The organism is Klebsiella pneumoniae complex sp. WS1778 (assembly GCF_049472055.1).
Taxonomy (GTDB): Bacteria; Pseudomonadota; Gammaproteobacteria; order Enterobacterales; family Enterobacteriaceae; genus Klebsiella; species Klebsiella quasipneumoniae.
In genome coordinates, this window is sequence record NZ_JBKGTJ010000003.1 from 427155 (window position 1) to 445720 (window position 18566).

Sequence of the window (18566 nt, forward strand, 5' to 3'; positions counted from 1 at the left end):
TCATGCTGATCTTTTTTTATAAAACACCGTTTTAATTTCATTTTATTGCGATTTATTTCCGCGTCATGCAGATCTGGATGGAAATGTGATCAAAGTCGAAACGATGTTTCAAAAAGGTGAGGTGGTAAGCACTTTAAGGATCTGAGGGAGCTTGAAAACAAGGAATAATCAGTCTGAACTGAGCGGGAAATATTATTACCAGGATAATGATTGGGGCGGCATCTTTTTTAGCGCGTGCTGTGAAACCTGGATCGGGGGCGGCGATCGCCCCCGTCTTTCATCAGCGTGCGAGAAAATCTTCGCGGATCGGGGTAAAGGTGTCGAGCAGCGTGCCGGGCTGCAGACAGAAGCAGCCGTGCATGATCCCCGGCTGCTTATACAGCGTATCGCCAGCGCTGACGACGCGCGTCTCCTCGCCGATAGTGAACTCGAACTCGCCCGAGAGCACATAGGTGAGCTGTTCGTGAGGATGGTTATGCATCGGGCCGACGGCGCCGGCGGCAAAATTCACCTCTACGGCCATCATTTTGCCGTCGTGCGCCAGAATGCGGCGGGTTACGCCATTGCCGAGGTCTTCAAGGGTGGTGTCTTTATGGAAAATAAACATCGGGCGCTCCTGTTGTTAAAATGAAACGTTGTTTCACTTAACTTATCCCACTCTTCATGAAAAAGAAATACGCGGCCAGAGAAGTGGAAAGTTGATCACAAGTTTGTTTCACTGGCAGAAACGACATAAGGAGCAGAAGATGAAAACCATTGGCCTGTTAGGCGGCATGAGCTGGGAGTCAACGATCCCTTACTATCGCCTGATTAATGAAGGCGTGAAGGCGCGACTGGGCGGGCTGCACTCCGCCAGCCTGGTGCTGCACAGCGTCGATTTTCACGACATCGAAGCCTGTCAGTCCGCCGGCGACTGGGATCGCGCCGGGGCGATCCTTGCCGAAGCCGCGGTCGGGCTCCAGCAGGCGGGCGCCGAGGGCATTGTCCTGTGCACCAACACCATGCACAAGGTAGCGGATGCCATCGCCGCCCGCTGCCAGGTTCCCTTTCTGCATATCGCCGATGCCACCGGGCGGGCGATTGCCGCCAAAGGCCAGCGGCGGGTCGCGCTGCTGGGCACTCGCTATACCATGGAGCAGACCTTTTATCGCGGTCGTCTGCAGGAGCAGTTTGCCATCGAGACGCTGATCCCCGAGACCGACGATCGGGCGCGGATCAATCAGATCATCTTCGACGAGCTCTGTCTCGGCACCTTCAGCGAGGCGTCGCGGGACTATTATCTGCAGACGATCGCCGCCCTGGCGGAGCAGGGAGCGGAAGGGGTTATTTTCGGCTGTACGGAGATAGGCCTGCTGGTGCCTGCCGAGCTCAGCCCGCTGCCGGTCTTTGACACCGCGGCGATCCATGCGGAAGACGCGGTCAACTTTATGCTCTCTGCATGACCGACGCCAGCGGCGCGAGGATCTGCGGCAGACTCTGCTGCAGGTGCGTCACGAAGGCATCGACCAGCGCCGAGCGCGGGCGATGGAGCGGGCGGATCAGGCTGACGGTAAACGGCACCTCAACGCTGAAGCGGCGCACCACCACGCCGCTATCGGCATAGTCCAGGGCGGTCAGCGGGTTAACCACCGAGATCCCGGCGCCGGCGCGCACCATGGCGCAGATCGAGGCCGCACTGTGGGTTTCGACCACCATCCGCCGTTTAACCTGATGCTCAAGGAACAGGGCGTCGAGCAGCTGGCGATAGCTGTCGGTGCGCGACAGGCTGATGTAGTTTTCGCCCTGAAAATCGGCGGGGGTCAGCGTCGTCTGCGCCGCCAGCGGATGGCCGGCAGGCAGCACGCAGACTTCATTCAGCGTCAGCAGCGGGGTGCGTTCGGTGCCCGCCGGGGTATGCAAGGTCTCCGTCAGGCCAAGGTCATGGCGCTGGGCGGAGAGCCACTCCTCCAGCAGCGGCGACTCCTGAGGGACGATCTGCAGGCTGACCTCCGGGTAGCGGGCGAGAAACGGCGGCAACAGCAGCGGCAGAAAGGACTGGGAAAACACCGGCAGGCAGGCGATCGACAGCTCGCCCTGGCGAAACTCGCGCAGGCTCTCAGCGGCGCTGACGATGCGGTCCAGGCCGTACCAGGAACGCTGAACCTCCTCAAACAGGCGCAGGCCCTGCACGGTTGGCTGCAGGCGACCGCGGGTCCGCTCAAACAGCTGAAGGCCGAGCACCTTCTCAAAGCGCGCCAGCTCGCGGCTGACGGTGGGTTGCGAGGTGTGCAGCATCCTCGCGGCTTCGGTCAGGTTGCCGGTGGTCATCACCGCGTGAAAGATTTCGATATGGCGCAAATTGACGGCTGGCATGCGGTCTCCCTGAGGCTCGGCTGTAACCATATCATTTTTGCATAGAGTCGCGATAAAACGATATTTTTTATTGGTCAGGCACTGTGGCGTAATCAGAAAAAACAGCGACCAACACACGCACTGCACCGGAGTTTTTATGCCACATTCGCTTTACGCCACTGATACCGATCTAACCGCGGACAACCTGCTGCGCCTGCCGGCGGAATTTGGCTGCCCGGTCTGGGTCTATGATGCGCAGATTATTCGCCGCCAGATTGCCCAGCTCAGCCAGTTTGACGTGGTGCGTTTTGCGCAAAAAGCCTGCTCTAACATCCATATTCTGCGTCTGATGCGTGAGCAGGGGGTGAAGGTGGACTCGGTGTCGCTGGGGGAGATCGAGCGTGCGCTGGCGGCAGGCTACGATCCGCAGCAGAATCCAGAGGATATTGTCTTCACCGCCGATCTGATCGACGACGCCACCCTCGATCGCGTCAAGGCGTTACAGATCCCGGTGAACGCCGGTTCGATCGACATGCTAAGCCAGCTGGGGGAGGTGTCGCCGGGCCATCGCGTCTGGCTACGCGTCAACCCGGGCTTTGGCCACGGCCACAGCCAGAAAACCAATACCGGCGGTGAGAACAGCAAGCATGGCATCTGGTACAGCCATCTGCCGGCGGCGCTGGAAGTGATGCGTCGTTATCAGCTGCAGCTGGTGGGGATCCATATGCATATCGGCTCTGGCGTCGACTACGGTCACCTGGAGCAGGTGTGCGGCGCGATGGTGCGCCAGGTTGTCGACTTTGGCCAGGATCTGCAGGCCATCTCCGCCGGCGGCGGCCTGTCTATTCCTTACCGCGAGGGTGAAGAGGCCATCGACACCGCCCACTATTACGGCCTGTGGAACCGCGCCCGGGAGCAGATCGCCACCCATCTGGGGCACCCGGTGAAACTGGAGATTGAACCCGGACGCTTCCTGGTGGCCGAGTCCGGCGTGCTGGTGTCGCAGGTGCGCAGCGTGAAAGAGATGGGCAGCCGCCACTTCGTGCTGATTGACGCCGGCTTTAACGACCTGATGCGCCCGGCGATGTACGGCAGCTATCACCATATCACCGCTCTGGCGGCGGATGGGCGCGATCTCAGCGCCGCGCCGCAGGTGGAGACCGTGGTGGCCGGGCCGCTGTGCGAGTCCGGAGACGTCTTTACCCAGCAGGAAGGGGGTAAAGTCGAGACCCGTCTGCTGCCGGCGGTGGCCCCAGGGGATTATCTGGTGCTCCATGACACTGGCGCCTACGGGGCCTCGATGTCATCCAACTATAACAGCCGTCCGCTGCTGCCGGAGGTGCTGTTTGATGGCGGCAAGGCGCGGCTGATCCGTCGTCGCCAGACCATCCAGGAGCTGCTGGCCTTAGAGCTTATTTAAAAAAAGGTCCCGTCGTTACCGACTCGCGCAACACCAGCGTGCCGGTGAACGGCGGGATCGTTTCGATCGGCTGCTGATTAGCAAGCTTGATCGCCTGATCGATAGCCGTGGTGATCATGTTGTCGATGGGCAGATAGACCGTCGACAGCCCCGGCTCCAGCCATTTCGCGCTTGGCGCATCGTCGAAGCCAAACAGCGACACATCCTGCGGAATACGCAGCCCCGCCTGATGCAGCGCCTTTGAGGCCCCCAGCGCCATATCATCGTTACAGGAAAACAGCGCGCTGAAGCGGGCTTTCTCGTCCAGCAGTTCCCGGCACAGCTCGTAGCCGCGGGTCATCGTCGAGTCCCCGTATTTCACCCGGCTCGGATCCCATTCAATACCATGTTTTATCAGCGCGTTGCGATAGCCCTGCAGGCGCGCCTGGCCGGTGGGGGTGTGCATCGGGACGGTGATGCAGGCGATATCGCGGTGGCCCTGGGTAATCAGATACTCCACGGCCTGGAAGGCGGCTTCCTGCTGTTCGAAAAACACGCAGCGTTCGCGGGCCTGCGCCACATCACGGTTAATCACCACCAGCGGCATGGCGATCGAGTTAATCAGCGACATGATCGCCTTCTCGCTCATATGCCGGGTATAGAGGATGATCGCATCGCACTGCCGGTCGGCGAGCATCTGCACCGCTTCCTCTTCGCGCTCCGGCGTATCATGGCCGTCGGTGACGATAAGCTGTTTTCCCCAGGCTTCTGTCTGGCGTGACGCCTGCTGCAGCAGACGGCCAAAGTAGAAGCCGTCAAAGGTGGAGACAACCAGCCCGATACTGTTGCTGGTCTGATTGGCCAGCGAGCGGGCAAGGAAATTCGGCCGGTAGCCCAGCTCTTCCATCGCTTTAAAGACCTGTTGGCGGGTGCTCTCTTTCACCTGACCTGTGCCGTTCAACACGCGGGAAACCGTCGCTTTCGAGACGCCTGCGCGAATTGAGACATCCAGCATTGTAGCCATTCATCGATTCCTGATTTCACGTGGTAAGGCGCAGTTTATCACAGACCGAAAAGGGACATATCGACGGGGCGGGGCGGAAAAACCATCGCGATCACGCTTTTAGCAGGAACTGACCAACCGGCGCTATCTGGTATGCCAATGGTTGTTTTTATCGATATTTGGGATACCACGAAGCGGGTTGCGAGCGCTGTCACAGAACAATTTTTGCCTGGCGACTATGTTTTGGTATGCCAAAAGTCTCTGGCTGTCTACCTGGCCGCAATAAGCCCTTTACTCTGAGGTACTCTTTTATGGCATTACAGGACAAACTGATCGACGCGCTGGGGCGTTTCGCGACGACATTCAACAGCTATCGCTACATTATGGCGATCAAATCGGCGTTTATTACCCTGATGCCGGTGATCATCGTCGGGGCCTTTTCGGTGCTGATCTCCAATATGGTGCTGGATCCGAAGAATGGGCTCGCCAGCTTTTCCTCACTCTCCTTTCTCGCGGCTCTGAAGCCGATCACCAGCGCGCTGAACTACGCCACGCTCAACTTCCTCAATATCGGCGCCGTGTTTCTGATCGGCATTGAGCTGGGGCGGATCAACGGCATCAAAAGCCTGTTTCCCGGCCTGCTGGCGGTGATCTGCTTTATCTGCGTCACGCCGACCACGGTGGAGATGATGGTCGATGGCCAGATGCACGTGGTGAAAGATGTCCTGCTGCGTCAGTTCTCCGATACCCGTAGTCTGTTCCTCGGAATGTTCATCGCCATTCTGTCGGTCGAGATTTACTGCTGGCTGGAGGGGCGCAAGGGGCTGAAGATCAAGATGCCGGATACCGTGCCGCCGAACGTTTCTGCCTCTTTTTCCGCGCTGATCCCGGCGATCATCACCACCACCGCGATCGCCACCTTTGGTTTTCTCTTCCACCAGCTGACGGGAATGTATCTCTACGATGCGGTCTACCAGGTGGTGCAGCAGCCGCTGGAGCGGGTGGTGCAGAGCCTGCCGGGGATCCTGCTGCTGATGTTCGTCGCCCAGCTGTTCTGGGTGATCGGTATTCACGGCAACCAGATGATCAAGCCGATCCGCGAGCCGCTGCTGCTGGGGGCGATCACCGTCAATATGAGCGCCTTTGAGCAGGGGAAAGAGGTACCGAACATCATCACGATGCCCTTCTGGGATGTTTACATGAGCATCGGCGGCTCGGGGCTGACCATCGGCCTGCTGATTGCGGTGATGATCGCCACCAGGCGCAAAGAGATGAAAGAGATCGCCAAGCTGTCGATAGGCCCGGGGCTGTTCAATATTAACGAGCCGGTGATCTTCGGGATGCCGATCATGCTCAACCCGATCCTCGCCATCCCGTTTATCATCACCCCGCTGGTGACCGGCAGCATCGGCTATTTCGCCACCCTGACCGGCTTCGCCGGCAAGGCGGTGGTGATGGTGCCCTGGACCACGCCGCCGCTGATCAACGCCTGGCTGTCCACCGCCGGCTCGATGGGAGCGGTGGTGACCCAGCTTATCTGCATCGTCGTCGCGGTGCTTATCTATCTGCCTTTCGTCAAAATTGCCTCCCGCCGTGCCGATGCCGCACAGCGTCAGGCCGACAATCAACAGACCGCCAACCCTGTCTGAGGAGCCTATGACTAGCGTACGGATGACCATTCCCGATGATTTTATCCTTGGCGCGGCGGCTTCCGCCTGGCAGACCGAGGGCTGGAGCGGAAAAAAACCGGGGCAGGACTCCTGGCCCGATCTCTGGTACAAAAACGACCGCCACGTCTGGCATAACGGCTATGGCCCGGCGGTGGCTACCGATTTTATTAACCGCTTTCAGGAAGACGTGCAGCTGATGAAGCTGGCCGGGCTGACCCACTACCGCACCTCGATCAACTGGTCGCGCTTTCTGATCGACTATGAAAACGTCACGGTGGATGAGGAGTATGCGGCCTATTACGACCAGCTGTTCGATGCGCTACTGGCCAACGGCATTACGCCGATGATCTGCCTTGAGCATTACGAATTACCGGGCTATCTGCTGGAAAAGTATGGCGGCTGGGGGTCGAAAAAAGTGGTTGAGCTGTTTGTGCGCTACGCGGAGCAGGTCTTTGCCCGCTACCACCTGAAGGTAACCCGCTGGTTTTCCTTTAATGAGCCGATCGTGGTGCAGACCCGGGTCTATCTGGATGCCCTGCGCTGGCCCTATGAGCAGAACACCAGCACCTGGATGCAGTGGAACTACCATAAGGTGCTGGCGACCGCCTGCGTGGTGAAGCGATTTCGCGAACTCGGCTATCCCGGGACCGTCGGCTGCATCCTCAATCCGGAGGTGACCTACCCACGCTCCCGCGCCCCGCATGACCTGCGCGCGGCGGAGATCTACGATCTGTTCTACAACCGTATGTTTCTCGACCCACTGGTGCACGGGGTCTGGCCGCCGGCGCTTCTCGCGCTGCTTGAGCAGCATCAGGTGACGTGGGAGGCCAGCGCGGAGGAGCTGGCGATTATCCGCGAGCACACCGTCGATGAGCTGGGGATTAACCTTTACTATCCGCACCGGGTCAAAGCCCCGTCGCGGGCCTGGCATCCGCATACCCCGTTCCATCCAGCCTGGTATTATGAGCCGTTTGAGCTGCCCGGCCGGCGGATGAACGCCTCCCGCGGCTGGGAAATCTACCCGCAAATCATCTTTGATATGGCGATGCGGATCAAAAATGACTATCGCAACATCCCGTGGTTCGTGGCCGAGAGCGGGATGGGGGTGGAAAACGAAGGCCAGTTCCGTAACCGCGAAGGCGTCATCGATGACAGCTACCGCATTCGTTTTATCAGCGAACATCTCTGGCACACCCTGCGCGCCCGCGAGGCAGGGGCCAACTGCCAGGGCTATATGCTGTGGGCGTTTACCGACAACGTGTCGCCGATGAACGCTTTTAAAAACCGCTACGGGCTAATCGAAATCGATCTGCAAAACCATCGCGCCCGGCGGCCCAAAGCTTCGGCGCACTGGTTTCGTCAGCTCGGCGAACGGCGTGAGCTGGTGCTGGATATCGACGATGAATACCGCTAGCGGGGAGCAATCTTTGCTAAGATAGCGGCGTATTCGACTCGCAGGCATGTAACGCACAGGTGATTTTGTGGAAAAAGCGATAATTCCGCCGGAAAAGAAGCCCTATCAGGAGATTGGTGATGACCTGCGCGCCCAGATTGCGCAGGGGCGCTACCCGGTCGGGTCGCGTTTGCCGCCGGAACGCCATATTGCCGAAACCTATGGCGTCAGCCGGACCATTGTGCGCGAAGCGCTGCTGATGCTGGAGCTGCAGGGGACGGTGGATATCCGTCAGGGATCCGGGGTGTACGTCATGCGTATCCCGCATGAAAACGACAGCGAAGAAGAGCAGTTGCTCAGCAGCGACGTCGGTCCGTTTGAAATTCTCCAGGCGCGCCAGCTGCTGGAGAGCAATATCGCCGCCTTTGCCGCGAAAATGGCCACCCGCGCCGATATCGACAATCTGAAGCGGATTATCGAGCAGGAGCAGCGGGCTATCGCTCTCAACGATACCGCCCAGGATAACGCCCGCCTGTTCCATCTGGTGCTGGCCGGTGCGACGCAGAACCAGATGCTGTTGGCGACGGTGGAGCGGATCTGGCTGCAGATGGACAGCAGCCCGCTGTGGCAGCAGTTCAATGTGCATATTGCCAGCCGCGCCTGGCGGCTGAAGTGGCTCGGCGACCGGCAGACGCTGCTCGCCGCGCTGCGGCGTCGCGATGTGATGGGCGCCTGGCAGGCGATGTGGCAGCATCTGGAAAACGTCAAAAACAGTCTGCTGGAGCTGTCCGATGAAGACGCCCCGGACTTTGACGGCTATCTGTTCGATTCGGTGCCGATTTTTCAGGGGAAGCTGGTATGACGATCCTGCCGCTGTACGCCGCGCCGCAGTTCGCCCGGCAGGTGACCGACTGGCTGTGGCAGGCCTTTGGCGGCGAGGCGCTGCCGCGGGAATTTTTCGCCAGCATTGTGCAGCATAGCCAGACGGCGGAGGCGCTACCGCTGACCTTTATTGCCGTGGAAGGGGAGCAACTGCTCGGAACGATTGGCCTCTGGCGCTGCGATTTGATAAGCCGCCAGGATCTGTTTCCCTGGCTGGCGGCGCTGTACGTCGCGCCCGCCGCTCGCGGTCAGGGGCTGGCCGGACAGCTGCAGCGGCATGTGATCGATTATGCCCGCCGCGCGGGCTATCAGGAGCTTTATCTCTACTCCACCTGCCGCGATTTTTATGAACGCTTCGGCTGGCGCTACATCGGCGAGGGGCTGGATTACCCGGCCACCGCCGTGCATCTCTATCGCTACGACTTATCGCCTTCCTGCGGGGCCACCACCGAATGACGGCGCACCAGCGTCGGGCTGAACAGGTGGGTGATCTCCGGCGCCGGGCGCTGCTCCGCCAGGGCTAAGGCCAGCTCGGCCGCCTGGGTCGCCATCGTGACGATCGGATAACGGACAGTGGTCAGCCGCGGGCGGACATAGCGCGAAATCAGGACATCGTCGAAGCCGATCAGCGAAATTTCCCGCGGGACGTCGATACCATTGTCGTTCAGCACCCCCATCGCGCCGGCGGCCATCGAGTCGTTATAGCAGGCGACGGCGCTAAAGTGGCGGCCGCGGCCAAGCAGTTCGGTCATCGCCTGTTCGCCGCCGCTTTCATCCGGCTCGGCAAACGTGACCAGCCGGTCGTTGCAGGGCAGGCCGCTCTCCTCCAGCGCCGCGTAGTACCCCTGCAGGCGATCTTCCGCATCAGAGATATTGTGGTTTGAGCACAGATAGCCGATACGCGTGTGCCCCTGCTGGATCAGGTGTCGGGTCGCCAGCCAGGCGCCGTAGCGATCGTCCAGCGCCACGCAGCGAGTTTCATATCCGGGCAGGATGCGGTTGATCAGCACCATGCCGGGGATCTGTTTCATCAGCCCGGCGAGTTCCTCATCGGGGATCATTTTGGCGTGCACCACCAGCGCCGCGCAGCGGTGGCGGATCAGCTGCTCTATCGCCTGGCGCTCCTTTTGCACGTTGTGGTAGCCATTGCCAATCAGCAAAAAATTGCCGGTGCGGTAGGCCACCTGTTCGACGGCTTTGACCATCGCGCCGAAGAAGGGGTCGGAGACATCGCCCACCACCAGGCCGACGGTTTCCGTGGACTGCTGGGCCAGCGCCCGGGCGTTCGCGTTGGGGTGATAGTTGAGGGTTTCCATCGCCGCGCCCACGGACTGACGCGAGGCTTCGCTGGCTTTGGGAGAGTTGTTGATGACGCGGGAGACGGTAGCGACGGAGACTCCTGCGAGTCGGGCTACATCCTTAATTGTCGCCATACCATGCCTTTTATAGGGTAAGCGTTTACATACTGCTATGTTACGGGAAAGAGCGGCAGATTCAAGGCGCGGCGGCGAAGGAATGGCGCAAATGTGATTCAGAGCGGGCTTATCGGTGACCTGTTTACATTGACGCTATCAGTAATTGAAACCGGCTCGGGGAAATACAAACCTTTGCTTACACTTTGCGATGCGCTGTTGCGAATGTTCGCTGGTTTGTCCGCCGAGCAGGTTGATATTCTGGCTCTCCCAGAGGTATTGATAGGTGGAGTCAACGTCAAGTTGACCACTTTACTTACACCAGCCTGCGCAGATGCGCAGGTTTTTTTTTGCCCGTCGCCGGCGTTGTTACAGATAGCGAAAATCGTAATAACTGGTTGCACTTAGGCTCACTCACTTGCGTTTTCCCGCTGGCCCGAAGCGGGCGAAAAACGCGACAATCGAGATCCCAGAGGTATTGATAGGTGAGTTTCTCAGGTACGCTCTTCGTACTGGACGTCTTACACCAGCCTGCGCGGATGCGCAGGTTTTTTTTATTCTGAAAATCCCCCCGCCGCACTGCTTTCCCACGCCTTCTCGTGTAACCTGCTTTGACTCATCACCGGTCACATGGAGTTGTTATGCTATTGGGATTTTTCAGACTGCTGTTCAAGGGGTTATACCGGGTCAGACTGACCGGCGACACGCAGGCTTTGCACCAGCAAAAAGTCTTAATTACCCCGAACCACGTCTCTTTCCTCGACGGCATTCTGCTGGCGTTGTTTTTGCCGGTCCGACCGGTTTTTGCCGTCTATACCTCAATCAGCCAGCGCTGGTTTATGCGCGCGCTGACGCCGATTATCGATTTTGTGCCGCTGGACCCGACCAAGCCGATGTCGATCAAATATCTGGTGCGCCTGATCGAACAGGGGCGGCCGGTGGTCATCTTCCCGGAAGGGCGAATCTCGGTCAGCGGCTCGCTGATGAAAATTTATGACGGCGCCGCCTTTGTCGCCGCCAAATCGCAGGCGACCATCGTGCCGCTGCGCATTGAAGGCGCTGAACTGACGCCCTTCAGCCGGCTGAAGGGGCTGGTAAAGCGTCGCCTGTTCCCGCGGATTCAGCTGCACCTGCTGCCGCCTACCCATCTGCCGATGCCCGAGGCGCCGCGCGCCCGCGACCGGCGCAAAATCGCCGGGGAAATGCTGCATCAGATCATGATGGAGGCCCGGATGGCGGTGCGCCCGCGGGAAACCCTGTATGAGTCGCTGCTGGCGGCGCAAGACCGCTTCGGCGCGCGCAAACCCTGCGTGGAGGATATCAACTTCCAGCCGGATACCTATCGCAAGCTGCTGACCAAAACCCTGTTTGTCGCCCGCATTCTGGAAAAATACAGTCAGCAGGGCGAGAAGATAGGCCTGATGCTACCCAACGCCGGCATCAGCGCAGCGGTGATTTTCGGCGCGATCGCCCGCGGGCGCATTCCGGCGATGATGAACTATACCGCCGGGGTGAAAGGACTCAGCAGCGCCATCGCCGCCGCGGAACTCAAGACCATTTTTACCTCGCGCACCTTCCTCGATAAAGGCAAGCTCTGGCACCTGCCGGAGCAGTTGACCCAGGTGCGTTGGGTGTTCCTGGAAGATCTCAAAGGCGATATCACCCCCGCAGACAAACTGTGGATTTTCGGCCATCTGCTGGCGCCGCGTCTGGCGCAGGTTAAGCAGCAGCCGGAAGACGCGGCGATGATCCTCTTCACCTCCGGCTCGGAGGGCAACCCGAAAGGGGTGGTGCACAGCCATAAAAGCCTGCTGGCCAACGTCGAGCAGATCAAAACCATCGCCGACTTTACCGCTAACGACCGCTTTATGTCGGCGCTGCCGCTGTTCCACTCTTTTGGCCTCACTGTCGGCCTGCTGACGCCGCTGCTTACCGGCGCGGAGGTGTTTCTCTATCCCAGCCCGCTGCACTATCGCGTGGTGCCTGAGCTGGTCTACGATCGCAACTGCACGGTGCTGTTCGGCACCTCAACCTTCCTCGCCAACTATGCTCGCTTCGCTAACCCCTATGATTTCTATCGTCTCCGCTACGTGGTCGCCGGGGCGGAGAAGCTGCAGGAGAGCACCAAACAGCTGTGGCAGGATAAATTCGGCCTGCGTATTCTCGAAGGCTACGGTGTGACCGAGTGCGCCCCGGTGGTCTCGATCAACGTGCCCATGGCGGCGAAGGTCGGCACCGTGGGGCGGATTCTGCCGGGGATGGACGCCCGCCTGCTGGCGATGCCTGGCATTGAGCAGGGGGGACGACTGCAGCTGAAAGGGCCGAACATTATGAAAGGCTACCTGCGGGTGGAAAATCCCGGGGTGCTGGAAGCGCCGACGGCGGAAAATCAACACGGCGAAAAGGAAGCGGGCTGGTATGACACCGGCGATATCGTGACTTTCGATGAGCAGGGCTATGTCCGCATCCAGGGCCGTGCGAAGCGCTTCGCCAAAATCGCTGGCGAAATGATCTCTCTTGAGATGGTGGAGCAGGTGGCCCTCGGCGCGTCGCCGGACAAAATGCACGCCACGGCGATTAAACAGGACGCCAGCAAAGGCGAGGCGCTGGTGCTGTTTACCACCGATAATGAACTGACTCGCGAAGCCCTGCTGCGCTACGCTCGCCAGCACGGCGTACCGGAGCTGGCGGTGCCGCGCGATATACGCTGGCTGAAACAGCTGCCGGTGCTCGGCAGCGGCAAGCCAGACTATGTCACCCTGAAAAATATGGTCGACGAGGCGGAAACAACCCATGAGTGAGTCAGTGCATACTAACCCGTCGCTGTATTCGAAAGGGATGATGGCGGTGATCTGCGCCCAGTTCCTGTCGGCCTTCGGCGACAATGCGCTTCTCTTCGCCACCCTGGCGCTGATGAAGCAGCTCTATTATCCGGAGTGGAGCCAGCCGGTCCTGCAGATGTTGTTTGTGGGCGCTTACATCCTTTTTGCCCCCTTTGTCGGCCAGTTCGCCGACAGCTTTGCCAAAGGCCGGGTAATGATGGTGGCCAACGGCCTGAAGCTGCTCGGCGCCGGCTGTATCTGCTTCGGCGTGAATCCGTTTATCGGCTATACGCTGGTGGGGATTGGCGCCGCCGCCTATTCGCCGGCCAAGTATGGCATTCTCGGCGAACTGACCACCGGCGATAAGTTAGTGAAGGCTAACGGACTGATGGAGTCCTCGACCATCGCGGCGATCCTGCTGGGCTCCATGGCCGGCGGGATCCTCGCCGACTGGCACGTGCTGGCGGCGCTGATCGTCTGCGCGCTGGTCTACGGTGGGGCGGTGGTGGCTAACCTGTGGATACCCAGGCTGCCGGCGGCGCGTCCGGGGCAGTCATGGCGTTTCAAGCCGATGACGCACAGCTTCTTCAGCGCCTGCCGCACGCTGTGGCGCAACGGCGAAACCCGCTTTTCGCTGATGGGCACCAGCCTGTTCTGGGGCGCTGGCGTGACCCTGCGCTTCCTGCTGGTGATCTGGGTGCCGGTGGCGCTGGGTATTACCAGCAACGCCATGCCCACTTATCTTAATGCGATGGTGGCGGTGGGGATTGTACTGGGAGCCGGGGCGGCGGCGAAGCTGGTGACCCTGGAGACAGTGTCGCGCTGTATGCCGGCCGGGATTTTGATCGGTATCGCGGTGATAGCCTTTGCCGTGCAGCAGTCGCTGCTGCCGGCGTTCGGTCTGTTGCTGCTGCTCGGGGTGTTCGGCGGCTTCTTTATCGTGCCGTTGAATGCGCTGCTGCAGGAGCGCGGGAAACATTCGGTCGGGGCGGGTAACGCCATTGCGGTACAGAACCTGGGCGAAAACGTGGCGATGCTGCTGATGCTGGGGCTCTATTCTCTGGCGGTAAGCGTGGGCGTGCCGCCGGTCGCTGTGGGAATAGGCTTTGGCGCGGTGTTTGCTGTGGCCATCGCCGCGCTGTGGGTCTGGGGGCGGCGTAAATAACTTCTCGTCGCGGTTGACTTGAAATCGTCGCCCCTGCCAGGCGCGCGGCAGAGAGAACCTCCCGGGTTGCGGCTTGCGCCTGATCCGGGCTACCGCGGCTACTGAGGCGGCTACCCGCCCTGGGTAGCGTAGGCCCGGTAAGGCGTAGCCGCCACCGGGCAACAACGCGACGCCAGAAGCTGGCGTCGACAGGTTGTGCTACGGTGCCGGGTAGGTATAAACCTGATGCACCGCTTCAATCTCCGCTAATACCTCTTCGCTCAGCTCAAGCTGCAAACTTTCCACGTTGGCCTGCAGCTGCGCCATGGTCGTCGCCCCCAGCAGGGTGCTGGCGACAAACGGCTGCCGACGCACAAAGGCCAGCGCCATTTGCGCCGGATCGAGGCCGTGGCGTTTGGCGATATCCACATAGGCCGCCACCGCTTTCTGCGACTGCTCGCCGCTGTAGCGCGTAAAGCGGCTGAACAGCGTATTGCGCGCCCCCGCCGGCTTCGCGCCGTTGAGGTACTTCCCGGTCAGGGTGCCGAAAGCCAGGCAGGAGTAGGCCAGCAGCTCCACGCCTTCGAACTGACTCACTTCCGCGAGGCCGACTTCAAAGCTGCGGTTCAGCAGGCTGTAAGGATTCTGAATCGTCACGATCCGCGGCAGGTCGTGCTTATCCGCCAGGTGCAGATAACGCATCACGCCGAAGGCGGTTTCATTCGATACGCCGATGTAGCGGATCTTGCCGGCGCGCTGGAACTCGGTCAGCGCTTCGAGGGTATCCAGCAGCGTCACTGCAGGGGCGGCGTCGGCCCAGGTGTAGCCCAGTTTGCCAAAGCAGTTGGTGGGGCGCTGCGGCCAGTGTACCTGGTACAGGTCGAGATAATCGGTCTGCAGACGCTTCAGGCTGGCGTGCAGCGCCTCGCGGATATTTTTCCGGTCCAGGACGTGGTTTGGTCGAATACTGCTGTCGTTATTGCGCGCGGGCCCGCTGACCTTCGAGGCGAGCACCAGCTTTTCGCGATTGCCGCGTTTCGCCAGCCAGTTGCCGACGTAGGTTTCGGTCAGCCCTTGGGTCTCCGGGCGCGGCGGGACAGGGTACATTTCGGCGACATCGATCAGATTGATGCCGTTGGCGACCGCATAGTCGAGCTGCTGATGGGCATCGGCTTCGCTGTTCTGCTCGCCAAAGGTCATGGTTCCCAGCCCGAGGGTGCTGATTTCAAGTGAACTGTGTGGGATACGGTGATACTGCATAGCCAGCTTCCTTTTTATTTATAAGGTCAGGCATTCCCCGACAAAGGAGTATCAACATGGCAGAGGGTGAGAAAAAGAGGAAGTAAAAAAATCAAAAAAGCCGGGTGACGAGGAGGAGCGGTGGGTGAAACCCGCGGTGTCCTGGTGTGTCCCGACTCTTCTCAGAAGACTGGTTGTCGGTAAGCGCAGCGTCAACAGAGGCTGGGGCCGACGGGGAAAAATTAACGCTTAATGATTTGTGAAACGTCGTCACGATTGATCTGCATTTTATTACCCTGCTGATCTTCGTAGCTGATAAGACCGGTATCGTCATCCACGGTAGGTTTACCGTCGGTCAGGATCATGCGCCCATCTTTGGTCGCCATGACGTAATCGCTGCTGCAACCGGAAACCGAGAACGCCAGTCCTACGGCGGAAATCAATACTGCCCATTTTTTCATCGTCATCACCTCTTGAGTAGCTGCACCCCATACCCATCTATTAATAGCCTGATTTGTGAGACATAAAAAGCAGTAAAGTCTGAAAAAGGGTTGCAGCCTGTGGCCAGGCTGCAATTTTGTGGTTTACAGCGGGTTTTTCTTATTGCGCAGCAGGTTAAGGCTCTCCACCGCAATAGAGAAGAACATGGCGAAGTAGATGTATCCCTTCGGCACATGGACGTCGAAACTTTCCAGCATTAGGGTAAAGCCAACGAGGATCAGGAACGACAGAGCCAGCATTTTCACCGACGGATGACGGTCAACGAAATCGCCGATAGGTCGTGCGGCGAACATCATTACCCCCACCGCAATCACGACCGCCGCCATCATAATAAACAGATGGTCCGACAGACCGACGGCGGTGATCACCGAGTCGAGGCTAAAGATGATGTCCAGCAGCATGATCTGCACGATGGCGCCGAGGAAGGAGTGAACGTTAGTTTTCAGCCCCTCCTCTTCACCTTCGATAGACTCATGGATCTCTTTACTGGCTTTCCAGATAAGGAACAGTCCGCCTAACAGCAAGATCAGATCGCGAAACGAAATCTCCTGACCGAGGACGGTGAAGAGCGGGTTGGTCAGCTTAACGACCCAGGCGATAGAGGCCAGCAGCGCCAGGCGCATGACCATCGCCCCCATTAAACCGATCCGTCGCGCGTGAGCGCGCTGGGCGGTGGGGAGCTTGGCCACGACCAGAGAGAGAAAAATAATATTATCGATCCCGAGCACGATCTCCAGCAGCGTCAAGGTGCCCAGCGCCAGCCAGGCGTTAGGATCGGTTATCCATGCAAATAACATTGTTCAAAGTCCTGCAAAATAGAAAGCAGCAATTATATGCACGCCCCAACGCAGAACAAAAAATTAATCGTGTTGTAACAAGAAATGGCGGGCGAGCAGGGCGGCGGTGAAATTCTTTTTCAGGTAGAAACCGCGCGGCAGGGTGAGGATCGTCTCCCCGCGGGCGCCGATGGCTTCGGTCAACGCCTTGCTGTTGGCCGCTTTCGGTCTTAACTGCAGCACCTCGCCGTGGCGGGCGGTAATGCGCTCCACCTCACCGAGGACAATAAGATCCATCAGCTCTTCCCAGTCCATGCGCAGCTGGCGCTCCTCTTCTTCGTTCGGACTCCACAGCAGCGGTGCGCCGACGCGCCGCGCCGCCAGAGGAATGGTGCGCTCTCCTTCCACCGGGATCCACAGGACGCGCTGCAGCTTATGCCGCACATGGCTGCTCTCCCAGGTGACGCCGCTATTGCCGGTTAACGGAGCGACGCAGACAAAGGTGGTCTCCAGCGGACGACCCCGGCTGTCGATAGGGATCGTTTTGAGCTCCACCCCCAGCGCGGCGAAATCCTGTTCAGGTTTACTGCCCGCGCTGGCCCCCAGCCACAGCTCCAGCAGGATGCCCGTCCAGCCTTTATCACGCTTCAGGTCGCGGGGAATGGGGATCCCGGCCAGCGCCGCCAGCTCGCCCAGCGTATAGCCGGCCAGCTGTCGGGCCTGGGCCAACAGCTGTTCCTGACTTTGCGGCGGAGAGGAGAGAGGAGCGATAGCGGGCATAGGGCGACACCTTTGGCTAAAAAATGAGCGCTAATTTTGCGCGTTGTGGATAGAGTTTACCGTTTTCTGAGTAACTATACCAATCCCATGATTTATATGCCTTTTTAAGGTCATTGCGCTGCAGGTGAAAACCATGAAAACAGGTTTTCCAGAACTGGTCACTGACAATAAACAGGATCTTACACCATGTTATCCACAGAAAAGTGGGATAACTGGGGAAAAGCCCCACTACTGGTTCGATTTACAGCCTTGACGTGCGACGAAAATCGAATTTTTAGAGAAAATCTGCCCGCGACCTGCGCGTAATCTGTGGATAAAATCGACATTGTTCGATCTTTCATCAGTCGGCGGATCGTATGTGTGATGATCGTCACGTTATGCTGTAATAAGTGAAAGGAATATATTCTAACTAAATGAATATGCTATCATTATTAGAAGGTGTTAGCGGTGCGATGTTCAGATTACTCCGGGTTTTCCCGGGTTAATTCCGTACTTCTTCACAACTCTATCCACAGAAAAAGTGAATAAAATCGGCCGTCGGGCGCTTTCGCTGTTTATAACTCTGGCAATTACTGTGAGTTATTCAAATGTTATCCGTTCTCAGTGTGCGAACAGAGTGGTTTACCGTTTCCGACGAGTGTGAAACAATCATTCACATTGAAGCTTATCTTGAGGTAGTCCGGTGATTGATGACGATGGCTACCGCCCAAATGTCGGTATTGTAATCTGTAATCGTCAGGGCCAGGTCATGTGGGCCCGACGCTATGGTCAGCACTCGTGGCAGTTCCCGCAAGGGGGCATAAATCCAGGAGAATCCGCAGAGCAGGCGATGTATCGGGAATTGTTTGAAGAGGTCGGGTTAAGCCGTAAAGATGTGCGGATCCTGGCCTCAACCCGTAACTGGCTGCGTTACAAGTTGCCTAAACGTTTGGTGCGTTGGGACACAAAGCCGGTTTGTATCGGCCAGAAACAAAAGTGGTTTCTTTTGCAGTTGATCGGTAACGACGCGGACATCAATATGCAAACCAGCAGCACGCCTGAATTTGATGGCTGGCGCTGGGTGAGTTACTGGTACCCGGTTCGTCAGGTGGTGTCGTTCAAACGCGACGTCTACCGCCGGGTGATGAAAGAGTTCGCCAGCGTAACCATGTCGCTGGCGGAGAGCGCCCCTAAGCCGCAAAGCGCGCCTGCTTATCGACGTAAAAGAGGTTAAG

The 18566-nt window shown here is 58.8% G+C and carries 17 protein-coding genes and 1 pseudogene; 9 read left to right on the plus strand and 9 right to left on the minus strand.

What is annotated here, in order from left to right; all coding sequences use genetic code 11:
- Positions 1-280: 280 nt before the first annotated feature.
- A complete protein-coding gene (locus ACLEXF_RS16660) occupies positions 281-607 on the minus strand; it encodes a cupin domain-containing protein (protein ID WP_407259599.1) in 327 nt (108 codons plus the stop codon).
- A gap of 139 nt (positions 608-746) precedes the next feature.
- On the opposite strand from ACLEXF_RS16660, the gene ACLEXF_RS16665 reads away from it, so the two are divergent.
- Positions 747-1442 carry an aspartate/glutamate racemase gene (locus tag ACLEXF_RS16665; RefSeq protein WP_407259600.1) on the plus strand — a complete coding sequence of 232 codons (696 nt, stop codon included), beginning with the start codon at positions 747-749 and terminating at the stop codon, positions 1440-1442.
- Here the strand turns inward: ACLEXF_RS16665 and ACLEXF_RS16670 are convergent.
- Positions 1426-2352 carry a LysR family transcriptional regulator gene (locus ACLEXF_RS16670; protein WP_053810907.1) on the minus strand — a complete coding sequence of 309 codons (927 nt, stop codon included), beginning with the start codon at positions 2350-2352 and terminating at the stop codon, positions 1426-1428. The two genes, ACLEXF_RS16665 and ACLEXF_RS16670, sit on opposite strands and share 17 nt — an antisense overlap.
- A 136-nt stretch (positions 2353-2488) precedes the next feature.
- Here ACLEXF_RS16670 and lysA point away from each other — a divergent pair, with 136 nt between their 5' ends.
- On the plus strand, positions 2489-3751 hold the full coding sequence (gene lysA / locus ACLEXF_RS16675) for a diaminopimelate decarboxylase (protein WP_004205426.1): 1263 nt from the start codon (positions 2489-2491) through the stop codon (positions 3749-3751).
- Here the strand turns inward: lysA and ACLEXF_RS16680 are convergent.
- Positions 3744-4745: a LacI family DNA-binding transcriptional regulator gene (locus ACLEXF_RS16680; protein WP_004229436.1), complete on the minus strand. Its 1002-nt coding sequence runs from the start codon at positions 4743-4745 to the stop codon at positions 3744-3746. The genes lysA and ACLEXF_RS16680 overlap by 8 nt on opposite strands.
- A gap of 299 nt (positions 4746-5044) precedes the next feature.
- Here ACLEXF_RS16680 and ACLEXF_RS16685 point away from each other — a divergent pair, with 299 nt between their 5' ends.
- From ACLEXF_RS16685 to ACLEXF_RS16700, 4 genes are all read left to right on the plus strand, one after another.
- Positions 5045-6382, plus strand: coding sequence for a PTS sugar transporter subunit IIC (locus tag ACLEXF_RS16685; protein ID WP_004205429.1), 1338 nt, complete (start codon positions 5045-5047; stop codon positions 6380-6382).
- Between the two features lie 7 nt (positions 6383-6389).
- The gene (locus ACLEXF_RS16690) at positions 6390-7817 is read left to right on the plus strand and encodes a glycoside hydrolase family 1 protein (RefSeq protein ID WP_407259601.1); all 1428 of its coding nucleotides are present in this window, start codon (positions 6390-6392) and stop codon (positions 7815-7817) included.
- A 67-nt stretch (positions 7818-7884) separates the two neighbouring features.
- A complete protein-coding gene (locus tag ACLEXF_RS16695) occupies positions 7885-8658 on the plus strand; it encodes a GntR family transcriptional regulator (RefSeq protein ID WP_004205433.1) in 774 nt (257 codons plus the stop codon).
- Positions 8655-9134 (plus strand): GNAT family N-acetyltransferase, encoded by a 480-nt coding sequence (locus ACLEXF_RS16700; protein ID WP_017899241.1) that lies wholly within the window; start codon positions 8655-8657, stop codon positions 9132-9134. Before ACLEXF_RS16695 ends, ACLEXF_RS16700 begins: the two co-directional genes overlap by 4 nt.
- Here the strand turns inward: ACLEXF_RS16700 and galR are convergent.
- On the minus strand, positions 9095-10111 hold the full coding sequence (gene galR / locus ACLEXF_RS16705) for an HTH-type transcriptional regulator GalR (protein ID WP_128336000.1): 1017 nt from the start codon (positions 10109-10111) through the stop codon (positions 9095-9097). The genes ACLEXF_RS16700 and galR overlap by 40 nt on opposite strands.
- A gap of 620 nt (positions 10112-10731) precedes the next feature.
- Here galR and aas point away from each other — a divergent pair.
- Both aas and lplT read left to right on the plus strand, forming a co-directional pair.
- Positions 10732-12891 carry a bifunctional acyl-ACP--phospholipid O-acyltransferase/long-chain-fatty-acid--ACP ligase gene (gene aas, locus ACLEXF_RS16710; protein ID WP_130947897.1) on the plus strand — a complete coding sequence of 720 codons (2160 nt, stop codon included), beginning with the start codon at positions 10732-10734 and terminating at the stop codon, positions 12889-12891.
- Positions 12884-14077 carry a lysophospholipid transporter LplT gene (lplT, locus tag ACLEXF_RS16715; protein ID WP_023319080.1) on the plus strand — a complete coding sequence of 398 codons (1194 nt, stop codon included), beginning with the start codon at positions 12884-12886 and terminating at the stop codon, positions 14075-14077. Before aas ends, lplT begins: the two co-directional genes overlap by 8 nt.
- 198 nt (positions 14078-14275) lie before the next feature.
- Here the strand turns inward: lplT and ACLEXF_RS16720 are convergent, their stop codons facing one another.
- The 5 genes and pseudogenes from ACLEXF_RS16720 to ACLEXF_RS16740 form a co-directional block, all read right to left on the minus strand.
- Positions 14276-15316, minus strand: coding sequence for an NADP(H)-dependent aldo-keto reductase (locus ACLEXF_RS16720; RefSeq protein WP_101856044.1), 1041 nt, complete (start codon positions 15314-15316; stop codon positions 14276-14278).
- 221 nt (positions 15317-15537) lie between these two features.
- Positions 15538-15756 carry a YgdI/YgdR family lipoprotein gene (locus ACLEXF_RS16725; RefSeq protein ID WP_002915974.1) on the minus strand — a complete coding sequence of 73 codons (219 nt, stop codon included), beginning with the start codon at positions 15754-15756 and terminating at the stop codon, positions 15538-15540.
- A 123-nt stretch (positions 15757-15879) separates the two neighbouring features.
- Positions 15880-16593 (minus strand): TerC family protein, encoded by a 714-nt coding sequence (locus ACLEXF_RS16730; RefSeq protein WP_004205441.1) that lies wholly within the window; start codon positions 16591-16593, stop codon positions 15880-15882.
- A gap of 63 nt (positions 16594-16656) precedes the next feature.
- Positions 16657-17352 carry a DNA mismatch repair endonuclease MutH gene (gene mutH / locus ACLEXF_RS16735; RefSeq protein ID WP_023319078.1) on the minus strand — a complete coding sequence of 232 codons (696 nt, stop codon included), beginning with the start codon at positions 17350-17352 and terminating at the stop codon, positions 16657-16659.
- Positions 17353-17440: 88 nt separating this feature from the next.
- Positions 17441-17581, minus strand: a pseudogene (locus ACLEXF_RS16740) (hypothetical protein); the annotation flags it as partial.
- 453 nt (positions 17582-18034) lie between these two features.
- On the opposite strand from ACLEXF_RS16740, the gene rppH reads away from it, so the two are divergent.
- Positions 18035-18565 carry an RNA pyrophosphohydrolase gene (gene rppH, locus ACLEXF_RS16745; RefSeq protein WP_004205443.1) on the plus strand — a complete coding sequence of 177 codons (531 nt, stop codon included), beginning with the start codon at positions 18035-18037 and terminating at the stop codon, positions 18563-18565.
- The last annotated feature ends 1 nt before the right edge of the window (position 18566 follow it).

Coding starts and splice junctions, on each gene's coding strand:
- ACLEXF_RS16660 (WP_407259599.1), bottom strand. CDS start 607: ATGTTTATTTTCCATAAAGACACCACCCTTGAAGACCTCGGCAATGGC.
- ACLEXF_RS16665 (WP_407259600.1), top strand. CDS start 747: ATGAAAACCATTGGCCTGTTAGGCGGCATGAGCTGGGAGTCAACGATC.
- ACLEXF_RS16670 (WP_053810907.1), bottom strand. CDS start 2,352: ATGCCAGCCGTCAATTTGCGCCATATCGAAATCTTTCACGCGGTGATG.
- lysA (WP_004205426.1), top strand. CDS start 2,489: ATGCCACATTCGCTTTACGCCACTGATACCGATCTAACCGCGGACAAC.
- ACLEXF_RS16680 (WP_004229436.1), bottom strand. CDS start 4,745: ATGCTGGATGTCTCAATTCGCGCAGGCGTCTCGAAAGCGACGGTTTCC.
- ACLEXF_RS16685 (WP_004205429.1), top strand. CDS start 5,045: ATGGCATTACAGGACAAACTGATCGACGCGCTGGGGCGTTTCGCGACG.
- ACLEXF_RS16690 (WP_407259601.1), top strand. CDS start 6,390: ATGACTAGCGTACGGATGACCATTCCCGATGATTTTATCCTTGGCGCG.
- ACLEXF_RS16700 (WP_017899241.1), top strand. CDS start 8,655: ATGACGATCCTGCCGCTGTACGCCGCGCCGCAGTTCGCCCGGCAGGTG.
- galR (WP_128336000.1), bottom strand. CDS start 10,111: ATGGCGACAATTAAGGATGTAGCCCGACTCGCAGGAGTCTCCGTCGCT.
- aas (WP_130947897.1), top strand. CDS start 10,732: ATGCTATTGGGATTTTTCAGACTGCTGTTCAAGGGGTTATACCGGGTC.
- lplT (WP_023319080.1), top strand. CDS start 12,884: ATGAGTGAGTCAGTGCATACTAACCCGTCGCTGTATTCGAAAGGGATG.
- ACLEXF_RS16720 (WP_101856044.1), bottom strand. CDS start 15,316: ATGCAGTATCACCGTATCCCACACAGTTCACTTGAAATCAGCACCCTC.
- ACLEXF_RS16725 (WP_002915974.1), bottom strand. CDS start 15,756: ATGAAAAAATGGGCAGTATTGATTTCCGCCGTAGGACTGGCGTTCTCG.
- ACLEXF_RS16730 (WP_004205441.1), bottom strand. CDS start 16,593: ATGTTATTTGCATGGATAACCGATCCTAACGCCTGGCTGGCGCTGGGC.
- mutH (WP_023319078.1), bottom strand. CDS start 17,352: ATGCCCGCTATCGCTCCTCTCTCCTCTCCGCCGCAAAGTCAGGAACAG.